This is a genomic window from Streptomyces sp. 147326, from assembly GCF_045000215.1.
GTDB lineage: Bacteria > Actinomycetota > Actinomycetes > Streptomycetales > Streptomycetaceae > Streptomyces.
Map to the genome: position 1 here is coordinate 3,930,744 of NZ_CP134201.1, position 12,772 is coordinate 3,943,515.

Annotated in this window: 14 protein-coding genes; 6 read left to right on the forward strand and 8 right to left on the reverse strand. The window is 70.7% G+C overall.

Features of this window, described 5'->3' with window-relative positions; all coding sequences use genetic code 11:
* Window positions 1–23 precede the first annotated feature (23 nt).
* The 3 genes from RIU97_RS17530 to RIU97_RS17540 are packed head-to-tail and all read right to left on the reverse strand — an operon-like array spanning window position 24 to window position 3,183.
* Window positions 24–2,399, reverse strand: a complete 2,376-nt coding sequence (locus tag RIU97_RS17530; RefSeq protein WP_404957815.1) for a tetratricopeptide repeat protein — start codon at window positions 2,397–2,399, stop codon at window positions 24–26.
* Window positions 2,399–2,776 (reverse strand): hypothetical protein, encoded by a 378-nt coding sequence (locus RIU97_RS17535; protein WP_404957817.1) that lies wholly within the window; start codon window positions 2,774–2,776, stop codon window positions 2,399–2,401. The genes RIU97_RS17530 and RIU97_RS17535 overlap by 1 nt, the downstream gene beginning before the upstream one ends.
* A 35-nt stretch (window positions 2,777–2,811) precedes the next feature.
* Window positions 2,812–3,183: an ATP-binding protein gene (locus RIU97_RS17540; protein ID WP_404962870.1), complete on the reverse strand. Its 372-nt coding sequence runs from the start codon at window positions 3,181–3,183 to the stop codon at window positions 2,812–2,814.
* Window positions 3,184–3,362: 179 nt separating this feature from the next.
* Here RIU97_RS17540 and RIU97_RS17545 point away from each other — a divergent pair, with 179 nt between their 5' ends.
* Genes RIU97_RS17545 through RIU97_RS17560 form a run of 4 tightly spaced genes read left to right on the forward strand, consistent with a single transcriptional unit; the run spans window position 3,363 to window position 6,289 of the window.
* Window positions 3,363–4,148 (forward strand): Scr1 family TA system antitoxin-like transcriptional regulator, encoded by a 786-nt coding sequence (locus RIU97_RS17545; protein ID WP_404957819.1) that lies wholly within the window; start codon window positions 3,363–3,365, stop codon window positions 4,146–4,148.
* Window positions 4,145–4,324 carry a DUF397 domain-containing protein gene (locus RIU97_RS17550; RefSeq protein WP_404957821.1) on the forward strand — a complete coding sequence of 60 codons (180 nt, stop codon included), beginning with the start codon at window positions 4,145–4,147 and terminating at the stop codon, window positions 4,322–4,324. Before RIU97_RS17545 ends, RIU97_RS17550 begins: the two co-directional genes overlap by 4 nt.
* Window positions 4,321–5,535, forward strand: coding sequence for a hypothetical protein (locus RIU97_RS17555; RefSeq protein ID WP_404957823.1), 1,215 nt, complete (start codon window positions 4,321–4,323; stop codon window positions 5,533–5,535). The genes RIU97_RS17550 and RIU97_RS17555 overlap by 4 nt, the downstream gene beginning before the upstream one ends.
* Complete coding sequence (locus RIU97_RS17560; protein WP_404962871.1) at window positions 5,519–6,289, forward strand: alpha-ketoglutarate-dependent dioxygenase AlkB; 771 nt, start codon at window positions 5,519–5,521, stop codon at window positions 6,287–6,289. The genes RIU97_RS17555 and RIU97_RS17560 overlap by 17 nt, the downstream gene beginning before the upstream one ends.
* On the opposite strand, the gene RIU97_RS17565 is transcribed toward RIU97_RS17560, so the two are convergent.
* Window positions 6,272–7,048 carry a TetR/AcrR family transcriptional regulator gene (locus tag RIU97_RS17565; RefSeq protein ID WP_404957825.1) on the reverse strand — a complete coding sequence of 259 codons (777 nt, stop codon included), beginning with the start codon at window positions 7,046–7,048 and terminating at the stop codon, window positions 6,272–6,274. The two genes, RIU97_RS17560 and RIU97_RS17565, sit on opposite strands and share 18 nt — an antisense overlap.
* 108 nt (window positions 7,049–7,156) lie before the next feature.
* Between RIU97_RS17565 and RIU97_RS17570 the strand changes: the two genes are divergently transcribed.
* Together RIU97_RS17570 and RIU97_RS17575 are read left to right on the forward strand one after the other, a co-directional pair.
* Window positions 7,157–8,092 carry an ATP-binding cassette domain-containing protein gene (locus RIU97_RS17570; protein WP_404957828.1) on the forward strand — a complete coding sequence of 312 codons (936 nt, stop codon included), beginning with the start codon at window positions 7,157–7,159 and terminating at the stop codon, window positions 8,090–8,092.
* The gene (locus tag RIU97_RS17575; RefSeq protein ID WP_404957830.1) at window positions 8,089–8,844 is read left to right on the forward strand and encodes an ABC transporter permease; all 756 of its coding nucleotides are present in this window, start codon (window positions 8,089–8,091) and stop codon (window positions 8,842–8,844) included. The genes RIU97_RS17570 and RIU97_RS17575 overlap by 4 nt, the downstream gene beginning before the upstream one ends.
* 51 nt (window positions 8,845–8,895) lie before the next feature.
* Here RIU97_RS17575 and RIU97_RS17580 read toward each other — a convergent pair whose 3' ends face one another.
* The 4 genes from RIU97_RS17580 to hemB all read right to left on the reverse strand — a co-directional run bounded on the left by RIU97_RS17580 (window position 8,896) and on the right by hemB (window position 12,254).
* Window positions 8,896–9,168: a DUF1876 domain-containing protein gene (locus RIU97_RS17580; protein ID WP_030722627.1), complete on the reverse strand. Its 273-nt coding sequence runs from the start codon at window positions 9,166–9,168 to the stop codon at window positions 8,896–8,898.
* A gap of 70 nt (window positions 9,169–9,238) precedes the next feature.
* A complete protein-coding gene (locus RIU97_RS17585) occupies window positions 9,239–9,466 on the reverse strand; it encodes a hypothetical protein (RefSeq protein ID WP_404957833.1) in 228 nt (75 codons plus the stop codon).
* Window positions 9,463–10,797, reverse strand: coding sequence for a S8 family peptidase (locus tag RIU97_RS17590; protein WP_404957835.1), 1,335 nt, complete (start codon window positions 10,795–10,797; stop codon window positions 9,463–9,465). The genes RIU97_RS17585 and RIU97_RS17590 overlap by 4 nt, the downstream gene beginning before the upstream one ends.
* 455 nt (window positions 10,798–11,252) lie before the next feature.
* Complete coding sequence (gene hemB, locus RIU97_RS17595; protein ID WP_404957837.1) at window positions 11,253–12,254, reverse strand: porphobilinogen synthase; 1,002 nt, start codon at window positions 12,252–12,254, stop codon at window positions 11,253–11,255.
* Window positions 12,255–12,772: the final 518 nt, after the last annotated feature.

The window sequence follows — 12,772 nt, forward strand, 5'->3', positions numbered from 1 at the left end:
GGGAAACCTCCCCCGTGCGCCCCTCACCTCGTGAACCGGTGCCACCAGCGGCGCCGGGCCGCCTCGCGCATGTCCGCGGCCTCCTGCCTGCACTTGGCCTCCCGCTTCGTGTCGCCGACTGCGGCGAAGCCCGCCGCGGCCCGCTCGAAACCCTCCGCCGCCTCCGCAAAGCGGCTCAGACCGCCCAGGGTCCCGGCCAGTGCCCGCACCGCAGCGGCCTGGTCCCCCACAGCGTCCAAGAGCGCGCAGGCCCGCTCGTGCGCCTCCAACGCCTGCGTCCACCGCCCCTCCCGCTGGTGCAGCACGCCGAGGTTGATCATCACCACGCCTTCGCCGTCCCGGTCTCCCCCTTCGGTGAAGAGGCTCAGCGCCTCCTCGAAACGGGCCCGCACCTCGTGCGACGAACCCGTGGACAAAAGCGATAACCCGATCCGGTTCAGGATCCACGCCATGCGGGTCCGGTAGCCCAGATCCCGCACGATGACGAGTGCCTCTTCCCATACGACCAGGCACTCCTCGCCCCGTCCCGCCGCCCAGAGCGCCTCACCAAGTGCGTCCAGCACGATGACCTCGCGGTGCCTGTCGCCCAGCTCCCGCATGAGGGCGAGAGACTGCCGCTGCATGGCGATCGCCTCATCCAGCCGTCCCAGGTGCTGGAGGTCGCTGCCCAGCGCCAGCAGCACCGCGGCTTCCGCGTGCAGGAACCCCACCTCGCGGTAAATCTCCAACGCTCGCTGGTGAGCTTGCCGTGCCTCCTCTAAACGGCGCGCGGCAGCGTACGAGGTGCCCAACAGGGTCAGCGCCCTGCCCTCCCCCTCCCTGTCAGAGGCCTCGCGGAACAGGGCGAGGGCCTCCGTCAGCCGCTCGGTGGCCTCCCCGTCGTCCGCCTGGCACAGTGCGCTGCCGAGGTCGCAGACCGCGACGGCCAGGCCGTCGGGCCTGCCCGTCGTGCGCACGGCCGCGAGTACGTGGCGCGCCATCAGCAAGTGTTCTTGCGCGTGTCCGTAGAGCTGGAGGTAGGGAGCCAGGAGGTCGGCCAGTTCCACGGCGGTGTCCACCCGACCGGAGTCGGCGGCAACGCCCACAGCGGCGACCAGCATCGGCCGCTCCGTGTCGAGCCACTCCAGCGCCTGCGCCACGGAGGGCAGTCCCGGCCCACTGCTGCCCGGACTGTTCACTCCCAAGAGCTCCTGCGCCACTCCGGTGGTCAAGACCAGGTTGGCCAGGAAAGTGTCCGTCACCTCCTCCCGCCCGTCCTCCTCGGCGCACTCCTCGCCCCGCTCCAGCGCGTACAGCCGCAGCAGGTCGTGCATCCGCCACCGCCCCGAGCCCACCGGCTGCTCCGTCAGCAGGCTGGCCCGTACGAGCGCGGCCAGCTTGGCCCGTACGTCCTCGCCCTCGCCCGTGAGCAGGGCGGCGTACTCGGTGCGGCAGTCCGGGCCGTGGTTCACCGTCAGCAGCCGGAAGATCCGCGCCTGGTCGGCGGGCAGCCGTGCGTACGAGAGGTCGAACGCGGCCCGCACTCCCACCGGTACGCCGCCCTCGTCGAAGGTCAGCGCCTCCAGCCGGCTCCGGGCTTCGGCCAGCCGCTCCGCCAGCTCCCCCGCGGACAGCCCGGGATCGCCCGCCAGCACCGCCCCCGCCACCGCGAGGGCCAGCGGCAGCCGTCCGCACCGCCGGGCGATCCCGGCCAGCGCCTCGGGTTCCCGTACGGGCCGGGGGTCGTCCGGCCACGCACGCAGCACCGCGTCGGCGAGGAGCTCGGCCGCGGGCTCCTCCGCCAGCTCGTACAGCGGGAGCACCTGCCCCGCGAACCCGGGCGCCACGAGCCGGTGCCGCGAGGTCACCAGCAGCCGGTGCGCGTCCGTGGCCGGTACGAGGTCGCGCACCTGCCCGACCGCACCCGCGTCGTCGGCCACGATCAGCACGCGCTGCCCGGCCTGGGCGAAGGCCGCCAGCTTCGCCCGGTACAGCGCCAGCCGGCCCTCCGGCGACTCCGGCAGGTCCGTGTCGCGGACGCCCAGGTGGCGCAGCATCTCCTGGACCGCCTGCGGGCCGCTCACCCCGCCGTCGGGGGCGTAGCCGCGCAGCGACAGGAAGAACACGCGGTCGCCGAACCAGCCCAGTTCCACGGCCCGGTGGGCCGTGGACACCGCCAGCGCGCTCTTGCCGACGCCGGCCAGCCCGGCCACCACGACGACGCGCGGGCCGCCCTCCGCGAGCAGCCCCACCAGTTCCTTGGCCGGCCCGTCGCGCCCGACCAGGGCCGGGGGCGCGTCGGGCAGGCCGAGCAGCGCCCGGGGCGCGGGGCCTGCCCCGGCCGCGTAGGTGATGTGGTCACCGGCGACCTGGGTGATCCGCGCGTTCCCGTCGGCGCGGGCCCACTGTTCGTTGCCCACTAGGGGGTGGGGGCGGTGCCGGTGTCGGTGGTCTGCTGCACGCGGGAGTCGCCGTCGGCCCGAGCCCGCTGGTCCAGCAGACCGGGAGTGGGGCTGCCGCCGGACTGGGTGATCTGACCGGTCCCGGAGGCGCGGGCCCGCTGCCGCACGACGGTCTGCCCGGCACTGGCGGCGCCCGGCCCGCTGCCGGCCCACCAGGCCCCGGCGAGCCCGAAGGCCGCCGCCATGGCCCCGGCGAAGCCGGCGGCGGCGGCCACCTTGTCCGAGTCCTTGTCCGGCAACCAGCCGAAGGGGTCCGCCTGGCCCAGCTTGAAGCTGAGCAGGAACACGATCGCCGTGCCCCCGATGACGACAGCCCACCGCAACGGACGTGACACTGGCCCCCCTTGATGCGTCTTCCGAGCATCCGAAGCTAGCAGGCACCCCCGCGGAACTCGCACCAGACGACCTTCCCCGGCGTCCGCGCCAGCACCCCCCAGTCGTCGGCGACCGCGGCGACGAGCGTCAGCCCGTGCCCGTGGGGCCGCCCGGTGATCCGGCAGAACCCGGGCCCGCTGTCGTGAACCTCGACCCGTACGGTCCCGTCCTCGAAGCCGAACAGCCGCAGCAGGTAACCCCGGCCGCGCGGGACCCCGTACCGCAGCGCGTTGGTTGCCAGCTCGCTCACGCAGAGCAACACGTCGTCGAGGCGTTCGGTCGCCCCCCACGCCCGCAAGGTGTCACGTGTGAAGTGCCGTGCAGCTGCGACGGATCGGGGTGAGCGCAGGTAGAGACGCTCGCGCATGAGCGCCGCCTGAATAGTTGGATTCACGGGACGATCGTCGCGTTGCGTGACTAGCGTGTGGCTGAGCGCCGACCCGTACTCCTTGATGAGTACGGGTCCGCACGGGGTAGCCCACGTGTACAGGCGGGGAGTTCGCTGTCATGCCACCGAGGAAACGAGTACGGCCGAACGCAACGACCATGAAGATGGTCGGCACGCAGGTGGCCACCGCCCGCATCGCCAAGAACCTGACCCAGAAGCAGCTCGGAGAGCTGGTCCGCCTGGACGAGGAGACCATCGCCTCCATCGAGCAGGGCCGGCGAACTCTTATGCCTAACGTCGCAGAGCTGATGGACCAGCACCTCGGTCTCCCTGGGTTGCTGTCCGTCGCTGCTCACGGGATGCCCGAACGAGATCGCACGCCTGCATGGTCCGAGGACTACATGGACCTGGAGAAGCATGCTGTCGCACTGTCCTGGTACGAGTGTCAGGTGCTACCGGGGTTGCTCCAGACCGAGAACTACATGCGGGCCCTGTTCCGTTGCCGCGTCCCGGCTTTCGTCCAGGAGGAGATCGAGGCACACACATCCCGACGGCTGGCCCGGGCTGAGATCCTGCGCCGCAAGCGCCCGCCGAACCTCTGCTTCGTGGTCTCAGAAACAGCCCTCCGGGACCGGATCGGTGGCGATGCCGTCTACATCGAGCAGGTGCGCCACCTGCTGAGCTGCATGGCATTCCCGCATGTCACACTCCAGGTGCTGCCCTTCGGCCGAACGTCACATGCCGGCCTCTCGGGCTCGTTCGCCATGCTGGAAACGCCTGAGCACGTACATCTTGGGTACTTCGAAGGCCAGCGGGGCAGCCAGCTCATCACCAACCCCGATGACATCAGCATCCTGACTCAGAGGTATGCAATGCTGCGGACTCAGGCCCTCAACCCCGAAGAGACCACGGCCTTTTTGGACAGTCTGGCAGGAGAGCTATGAGCACCTCGCGGCAGTGGTTCAAGTCCAGCTACAGCAGCGACGAAGGCGACGCCTGCGTCGAGGTGGCCGCCTCCGCGAGCCAGGTGCACGTCCGGGACTCGAAGGTCCAGGACGGCCCCGTCCTGGACCTCGCGCCGGCGAGCTGGGCGGCGCTGACCGGCTGGCTGGCCCGATGACGGAAGCCTGCATCGATGATGCGAGCAACGTACTCGTCGCGCCTTCGAGGTTGCAGGACAACGACCTGATCAGGGACTTCTTCGGGTCCACGATCACACCGGAGGAACTCGCTTCCGATGGGACCGACCTCGCGCGGAAGACCGTCTACGTGTGCGGCGACGTATCCGGGATCAGCGGCCGCCAACTGAAGGCCGCGGACCGGGTGTTCGTCATCCGGGAGCTGTCGCACGGTTACGGCGAGGACGTGGACACGCCTTGGAACCTCGTCGATGTCGGCCGGGTTCCCATCCGGGTACACGGCGCCGGCGTGTACTACCGCCGCTTCTTCGACCTCGACGCCGATCACTTCGGACGGATCCGTGCGGAGCACGCCTTCCAGTCCCTGACGGAGTCCACCAAGCCCGGAACGGCCCATCGCAGCGGAATCTATCTGACGCCCGTCAAGCAAAACGGCGACGAACTGCATTTCCGTCTGCTCCGGTGCTCCACGAATCTCTCGGGGCCGACCGAGGGCTTCCGCACGACCGATACCCGCATCGTCGAGGCTTTGAATCGCGAGGCCGCCACCGTATTCCGGAACCAGGCACCGCTGAATCATGTCCTCGCGCAGATCTACCACAACACCCTTGCCACGGCGGAGCGCAAGCAGTCCAAGGCCAAGATATCGGCCCACGCCGACAAGACCAAGGACATGCCCGTCAATGGCGTCATGGCCTTCTGTACGTTCTATGACGGGCTCGAAAAGCTGCAGCCCCTGGCCGAAGACGCCTTCGACTACGGTGTGAAGCGTGCCAGCGGGCTGACCACACTCCACTTCCGCCTCAAGGAGCCGATCGAGGAACGCGACGGGGTCGCGCTCCCCCCGCAGTTCGCGCTGACTCTCTACCCCGGCTCCGTTTTCTTCATGCCGCTGTCCACCAACCGCCTGTACACGCACGAAATCCGGCCCTCGACGTTGGGCGCCGAGATGCTCCCGACCCGCCTTGGGTACGTGGTGCGCTGTTCGAGCGCCGAAGCCGTTCACAAGGACGGCCACACGTTCCTCAAAACGGCCGGGGATCCGGTGAAGCTGGGGGCGCCCACGCCAGAGGGCATGGACGAGCTGCGCAGGCTGTACGCCGAGGAGAACAGGACCTCGTCCTTCATCGACTACGGCGACGCATTCCTCTTCAGCATGAACACGGGAGACTATGTTGCCCCCCGCGTCTAGGATCTCGGATGAGATCATCTCGCACTCGTTGCCGGCCGCGCAGGATCTCTTCGCGGAGCTGTCCACGTCGGCTCGTCTGGAAGACGCGGGAAAGGGCCGGCAAGGTGCCGTGCTCACCAGGATCGACGAGGCGGAGGGTGTGGCTCTCGTACGCACCACCACTCAATACAGCGGCCCGGCCCAGCGTTTCCGCGCGGTGCACGAACGGCTGGCGCAACAGGTTCAAGAACTTACGGCGATCCCGGTCGGCTTCAACAACGCTCTCATCGAGAGCTATACGAATGCTTACAGGACCATGGGCAGCCATTCCGACCAGGCCCTGGATCTGGCCGAAGATTCCTTCATCGCCGTTTTCTCCTGCTACCGGCACCCCGAAGCGGGTCCACCGCGGAAGCTGATGTTCGAAGCAAAGGGGTCCGGTGTCGACACGTTCGAGATCCCTCTCACCCACAACAGCGTTGTCGCGTTCTCGGTCGACTCGAATCGGCGGTTCAAGCACAAGATCGTGCTGGACACGCCCGTCCCGACAGCGGACAACCAATGGCTGGGCGTGACGTTTCGGACGTCGAAGACCTTCGTCCGGTTTCGCGACGGACATGCGTACCTCCCGCAGGGCGCGCGCCTCACCTCGGCCGACGAAGAGCAGCGGCGCGAGTTCTACCGACTACGGCGCCGCGAGAACGCTGAAACGGACTTCGTCTACCCTCCGCTGACGTACACCGTCAGCGAGAGTGACCTACTGCCGCCCGTCTGACCTCACCGAAGCCGCCGCCAGCGGGGCCAGCCCGTCCAGGATGCGGTCCAGGCCGAAGCGGAACTGGAAGTCCGGCTCGCCGGAGCCGGAGAACGCGTCCGAGTCCAGCAGCCCCGTCACCGCGGGGTGGCTGTCCGGTCCGGTCATGAGCCGCAGCGTGCGGACGTACTGGCCGAGCGCCTGCTCCGGGGCGACCCCGGACTTCACGATGGCGTCCATCATGTCGGCGGCCATCGTGGCCTCGTTCCGCACCAGGCCCCCGATCAGGATGATCGTCGAGAGCTTCTCGCTCTCCTTCAGGCCCGTGCGGGCCATCGACGCCAGGCCCCGGTCCATCCAGGCCAGCTGGTTCGGGGAGACGGGCGCGGCGGTGATCGGGATGCGCAGGATCCAGGAGTTGGCCATCAGGACGGCCCGCTGCGCGTACGCCCAGTCCGTGAGCAGTTCGCGCCAGCCCCACCCCTGCGCCTCGGGCGGCAGCGGCGGCGGGGTGCCGACCCCCGCATCCGCCATGAGGACGTAGAGCTCCTCCTTCGCGGCGACGTAGCGGTAGAGGGACATCGTCGAGACGCCCAGCTCCTTGGCCACCCGTCCCATGGAGACGGCGTCCACCCCCTCGGCAGCGGCCAGCGCCACCGCCGCCTCCACGATCCTCGGCAGCGTGAGCGTGGGACGCGGCCCCTTGCCGGGGCGTTCGCGCAAGCCCCAGGCCATTTCCAGGCTGGCCGGGAGCCCGGTCCCGCTGTCCTCGTCCGCCATGACCGCCCACTCCTCGATTGACCCCCATCCTAGTTCTGTGTATTACTTACACAGAAGAGCGTAAGGCATACGCAGAAGCAAGAAGCTGGGAAGGGAGCACCATCCCTCATGACCACGCACGCCTCCGGCGGCCTCGGCATCCACGCCACCGGCCTCACCAAGTCCTACGGTGACCTCCGCGTCCTCGACGGCATCGACCTCGCCGTCCCGCGCGGCAGCGTCCTCGCCCTCCTCGGCCCCAACGGCGCCGGCAAGACCACCACGGTCCGGATCCTCGCCACCCTCACCGCCGCCGACGCCGGCACCGCCCGCGTCGCCGGCCACGACACCGCCACCGCACGCGGCCGGGTCCGCGAACTCATCTCCCTCACCGGCCAGTTCGCCGCCCTCGACGAGCTCCTGACCGGCACCGAGACCCTCTGCATGATGGGCCGCCTCGCCGGGCTCTCCCCGCGCGCCGCCCGCACCCGCGCCGGCGAACTCCTCGCCCGCTTCGGCCTCACCGAGGCCGCCGGCCGCACCGCGAAGACGTACTCCGGCGGCATGCGCCGACGCCTCGACCTCGCCGCGAGCCTCGTCTCCCGCCCCGAGGTGGTCTTCCTGGACGAGCCGACCAACGGCCTCGACCCGCGCAGCCGCCAGGACCTGTGGGACCTCGTACGGGAACTGCGCGCAGACGGCACCACCGTCCTGCTCACCACCCAGTACCTGGAGGAGGCCGACCGGCTCGCCGACCGCGTCGCCGTCCTCTCCGGCGGCCGCATCGCCGCCGAGGGCACCCCGGCCGAACTCAAGGCCCGCGTCGCCGGACACCGCCTGGACCTGACCCTCACCACCGGCGCCGCCTACGAGGCCCTCGCCCCGCGCGCCGTCCACCTCGACCCCGACGCGCTCACCCTCGGCCTGCCCACCGACGGGAGCGCCGCCCACGTCCGCGCCCTGCTCGACGAACTCGACCCGGACCGCACCGCCGTGGACCGCTTCGCCGTCCGCAGCGCCACCCTCGACGACGTGTTCCTCACCCTGACGGGAGCCGACCGATGACCGCCGTACCCGTGAGCGCCCTCACCCTGGCCAGCCGCAGCCTGCGCATCAGCAGCCGCCGGCCCGACGCGCTGATCGCCGCCCTGATGCTGCCCGTCATGCTGATGCTGATCTTCGTCTACTTCTTCGGCGGGGCCATCGACACCGGGACGGCGTACGTGACGTACGTGGTGCCCGGCGCCATGCTGCTCTGCGCGGGCTTCGGCGCGGCCTCCACCGCCGTCAGCGTCGCCGAGGACATGACGAACGGCGTCATCGACCGCTTCCGCTCCCTCGACATCGGCGGCATCCCGATCCTCGCCGGGCACGTCGCGGCCTCGGTGCTGCGCAACCTGATCTCCACCACCCTGGTCCTCCTCGTGGCCCTCGCGATCGGCTTCCGGCCCCAGGCCGGACCGGCCGCCTTCCTCGCCGCGGCAGGCCTGCTGCTGACGTACATCACGGCGATCTCGTGGCTGGCCGCCGCACTCGGCCTGCTCGCCAAGTCCCCTGAGGCGGCGGGCGGCTTCACCTTCCTGATGATGTTCCTGCCGTACCCGTCCAGCGCCTTCGTCCCCATCGACACCATGCCGGGCTGGCTGCACGGCTTCGCCGACCACCAGCCGCTGACCCCCGTGATCGAATCCCTGCGCGCGCTGCTCCTGGCACAGCCCGCGGGCGACGCGCCCTGGGTGGCCCTGACCTGGTGCGCCGGCATCACGGCCGTGGCCGTGACCCTGTCGGCGGTCCTGTTCCGCAGCAGGACCCGCTGAGGGGCTCCTCACCAGGAGAAGCCCCTCGGCACGCCGACGGTGCGTATCCGCTCAACTGTTGAGCGGATAGGAGTGCCGGCCCGTCGCCTCGTCGATCTCGGCGTGGGCCTTCTGCAGCATCTGCGACGCGAGATCCATGAGCGCGCGAGCACCCGCGATCTCTTCCCCGACCCTCAGCTGCTCCGGGTCGGAGGGGTGACGCAGGGCATAGCCCCGCGCCTTGATCTCGGAGCCGTCCCCGAGTCTGACCAGGGCCGCCGCACTGGTGCGGTGGCCCTCCTCGGTGAATTCGAGCTCCACATGCCACCCGACGAGCGTGGCCATGGTGCATCACCTCCAGGGGGTCACCCTTCCCTCCAGAGTGCGCCCACTGCCGATGGAGCGCGAACGGGGGCTACGGCGGGGAGATCCTGTTGATGTACTCCCGGTCGACGGCCAGGACGCCGTCGACCGCCGCCAGCGCCGCGATCCGGTCCTCCGCGACGGTGCCGGAGAGCGTGCCGACGGTCGGCTGCTCGCTCGTGACCGTCAGCCCGGCACGTCTCAGGGCCTCGACCACTTCCGCGAACCGGCCGAGGTCGACCGCCAGGATGACCCCGACCGGCTCGGAGGACTCGCTCACGGAGCCTGGACCAGACCCGCACCAACGTCCCGGACGGGGTGCGGCAGCGGGAGCGCACTGGACAGCAGAGCGGCCTTGAGATCGGCCGCGGAGGCCATGGGGTTCGCCTCGGCGAGCAGGGCGAGGACACCCGCGACGTGCGGGGTGGCCATGCTGGTGCCCGACTTCGTCGCGTGACCGCCGCCGGGGGCAGCCGAGTGAATGGCCACGCCGGGACCCGCGATGTTGATCTCGCCGCCCTGGCCGTTGATGCCTCCGCAGGAGGAGTGCGCCATCCCCATGGCCTTGTCCACCGAGGCCACGGCAAGAATGGAGGGGCAGTTGGCGGGTCGCCCGACGGGCGACACGATCCCGGGCCGCCGGCTGTTGTTGCCCGCCGCCGCGACGATCACCGCCCCCTTGTCGAGTGCACGTTGGGCCAGGAGCTCGTACGTCTGCGGGAAGAGCTCACCCGGCTGGACGCGGGAGCCGAGCGACAGGGAGATCACCTTTGCCCCGCGGTCGATCGCCCAGGCGATGCCCGCCAGGATTCCGCCGTCCGGGCCAAAGCCGTCGTTGGCGAGCACCTTGCCGACGAGGATGCGCGCGTCGCACGCCACCCCGTAGCGGGGCCCCTGCTGGGGGTTGGCCGGACCGGCAGCGGTGCCGATGCAGTGCGTGCCGTGGCCCTGGCCGTCCTCGACCGTCTGGCCGAAGATGAAGGAGGCCGTGTCCTCGATACGACCGACCAGGTCCGGGTGGTTCGTGTCCACGCCGGTGTCGAGGACGGCGATCTTCACTCCGCGTCCGGTCAGGCCGGAGACGTTGGCCCTGATCACCTGGAGGCCCCAGGTCGCGCGCGTCTCGTCCAGCGCCGGCCCCTGAGCCAAGGCGGTTTCGGCCAGGGAATGCCGGGCGACGACGTCCGCGTCGCTCCGGTAGGCCGGGAAGAAGGCGGTCGGCGCCTGCTGCGGGGCGGTGATCGGCGAGGCGTAGACCCAGCGCTCCGGCTCGGCCGCCAGGATCGAGTCCTGCGCCTCGGCCGTGGTCACCAACGCGAAGCGGTTCTCGGGCCGTACCTCGACGACAGCCACAGCGAGGTCCTCGAAGAGCACCGAGACGTCGGGATTCTCCAGGAGCCCGGAGACGTGCGCGGCCGCGGCTCCGCGGACCCGTTCCACGGGCGCGATGTCGGCGGCGGAACTCAGTGCGTTCAGTCCGCTCTCCTGCTCCCTCGGATCGAATACGACCACGTACCGGCCGGTGTACTCCGTCCTTTGGCCCGTGCCGACGCCGTCGGGCCGTTCAGGCTGCCCGTCGAAGGCGCGCCTGTTCATGGGGTCGTTCGTCATTGGGTTTCCCGCTTTCTCTGCGCTTCCCCCGGTTCGTGGACGCGCCGATCCACCGACTGGCAGATGCCGAAGAAGGTGGGGCGCGGATCGGCCGTGCGTTCGGCCTGCAGTGCCGTCGCCTCAAGGCCGTCGGCATCGCCCCCGGACCACCGTCGCACTGGGTGGGCAAGCCCGCAACGCAGCGCAGCCACCCGTGAACCCGGCGCCCCCGCCCTTGGGTCGAGGCGCCACCCCCACCTGAGGACCCGCACTCATGTGCCCGCTTCCCCGGGCCGGTTGCGTATTCGGGTCCGGCCTGGTGGCGGGTCCTGGTCCTGCTGCTCGCCGCGTGGGCGCTGCCCTGGCAGCGGCGCCACGCCGCCGCCAGGGTGTGGTTCGCGGTGGCCGCTCCGGCCGCCGCCGTCCTCGACTTCCTCGTCTTCAACGGCCTCGTCGACTGGCCGTAAGGGTGGACCTCAGCGGGTCTCGCGCAGCCAGCCGGCGACCTCGGTCGCCCAGTAGGTGAGGATCGTGTCGGCGCCCGCCCGCTTGATGCCCAGCAGGGTCTCCAGGATGGCCCGGTCCCGCTCGATCCAGCCCTTCTCCGCCGCCGCCTCGATCATCGCGAACTCGCCGCTGATCTGGTACGCCGCCACCGGGACGTCGACCTCCTGCGCGACCCGGTACAGGATGTCGAGGTAGGGCCCGGCCGGCTTGACCATCACCATGTCGGCGCCCTCCTCCAAGTCGAGGGCGAGCTCCCGCAGGGACTCCCGCGCGTTCGCCGGGTCCTGCTGGTAGGTCTTGCGGTCGCCCTGGAGCGAGGAGGCGACGGCCTCGCGGAAGGGCCCGTAGAAGGCCGACGAGTACTTCGCCGTGTACGCCAGGATGGACACGTCCTCGTGCCCGGTCTCGTCCAGCGCGTCGCGGATGACCCCGACCTGGCCGTCCATCATCCCGCTCGGGCCCACCACGTGCACACCCGCATCGGCCTGGACCTGCGCCATCTCGGCGTACCGCTCCAGCGTCGCGTCGTTGTCCACACGCCCGTGCTCGTCGAGGACCCCGCAGTGCCCGTGATCGGTGTACTCGTCGAGACACAGATCAGACATGATCACCAGATCGTCCCCGACCTCGGCCTTCACATCACGGATCGCGACCTGCAGGATCCCGTCCGGCTCGGTGCCCGCCGTGCCCAGCGCGTCCTTGTTCTCGTCGGCCGGAACGCCGAACAGCATGATCCCCGAGACCCCCGCCTCGACCGCCTCCACGGCGGCCTTCCGCAGCGTGTCCCGGGTGTGCTGCACGACGCCCGGCATCGCCGAGATCGCCAGGGGCTCACTGATGCCCTCCCGTACGAACGCGGGGAGGATCAGGTCCGAGGGGTGCAGCCGGTTCTCCGCGACCATCCGCCGCATCGCCGGGGTGGTGCGCAGCCGGCGGGGCCGCGAGCCGGGGAAGGATCCGTACGTGCTCATTTTTCAGTCGCCTCTTCGAGCATCGAGAACAGTCGGAACAAGCGTAGGGGCCGAGAGCCCGCCCCCGACCCCCAGGGCGCTTCCGGCGGGGCCGGGTGTGTGCCGGGCGCCTCCGGCAGGGCCAGGTACACGCCGAGCCGCCCTCGGCAGGGCCAGGCGTAGGCCGGACCGCCCTCAGCAGGGCCAGGTGTATGCCAGGGCGCTTCCGGCACGGCCGCGTCTGCGCCAGGGCGCCCTCGGCAGGGCCAGGCACGCGCCGGACCGCCCTCGGCGCGGCCAGGTGTATGCCAGGGCGCCTTCGGCGGGGCCGGGTGTGTGCCGGGGTGATCCCCGCAGGGCGTCGAACGCCATGTGCCCCGGCCCGCCGACCCCCCGCCACGTTCGGCGCCCGAGGAGACGCCCCGGCGCGCGCCCGGCCCCACCCGCACCGATCCGCCGGCCCCCGCAACCCCGCCGACAAGACCAGCGGCACGCCCGGCCCCACCCGCACCGACCGCCCCCGGCACAAACAAGGGCGG

What these genes read in the sequence shown, in the direction of transcription:
- RIU97_RS17540 (WP_404962870.1), bottom strand. Translation starts at nt 3,183, where the DNA reads ATGCGCGAGCGTCTCTACCTGCGCTCACCCCGATCCGTCGCAGCTGCA.
- RIU97_RS17545 (WP_404957819.1), top strand. Translation starts at nt 3,363, where the DNA reads ATGAAGATGGTCGGCACGCAGGTGGCCACCGCCCGCATCGCCAAGAAC.
- RIU97_RS17550 (WP_404957821.1), top strand. Translation starts at nt 4,145, where the DNA reads ATGAGCACCTCGCGGCAGTGGTTCAAGTCCAGCTACAGCAGCGACGAA.
- RIU97_RS17555 (WP_404957823.1), top strand. Translation starts at nt 4,321, where the DNA reads ATGACGGAAGCCTGCATCGATGATGCGAGCAACGTACTCGTCGCGCCT.
- RIU97_RS17565 (WP_404957825.1), bottom strand. Translation starts at nt 7,048, where the DNA reads ATGGCGGACGAGGACAGCGGGACCGGGCTCCCGGCCAGCCTGGAAATG.
- RIU97_RS17570 (WP_404957828.1), top strand. Translation starts at nt 7,157, where the DNA reads ATGACCACGCACGCCTCCGGCGGCCTCGGCATCCACGCCACCGGCCTC.
- RIU97_RS17575 (WP_404957830.1), top strand. Translation starts at nt 8,089, where the DNA reads ATGACCGCCGTACCCGTGAGCGCCCTCACCCTGGCCAGCCGCAGCCTG.
- RIU97_RS17580 (WP_030722627.1), bottom strand. Translation starts at nt 9,168, where the DNA reads ATGGCCACGCTCGTCGGGTGGCATGTGGAGCTCGAATTCACCGAGGAG.
- RIU97_RS17590 (WP_404957835.1), bottom strand. Translation starts at nt 10,797, where the DNA reads ATGACGAACGACCCCATGAACAGGCGCGCCTTCGACGGGCAGCCTGAA.
- hemB (WP_404957837.1), bottom strand. Translation starts at nt 12,254, where the DNA reads ATGAGCACGTACGGATCCTTCCCCGGCTCGCGGCCCCGCCGGCTGCGC.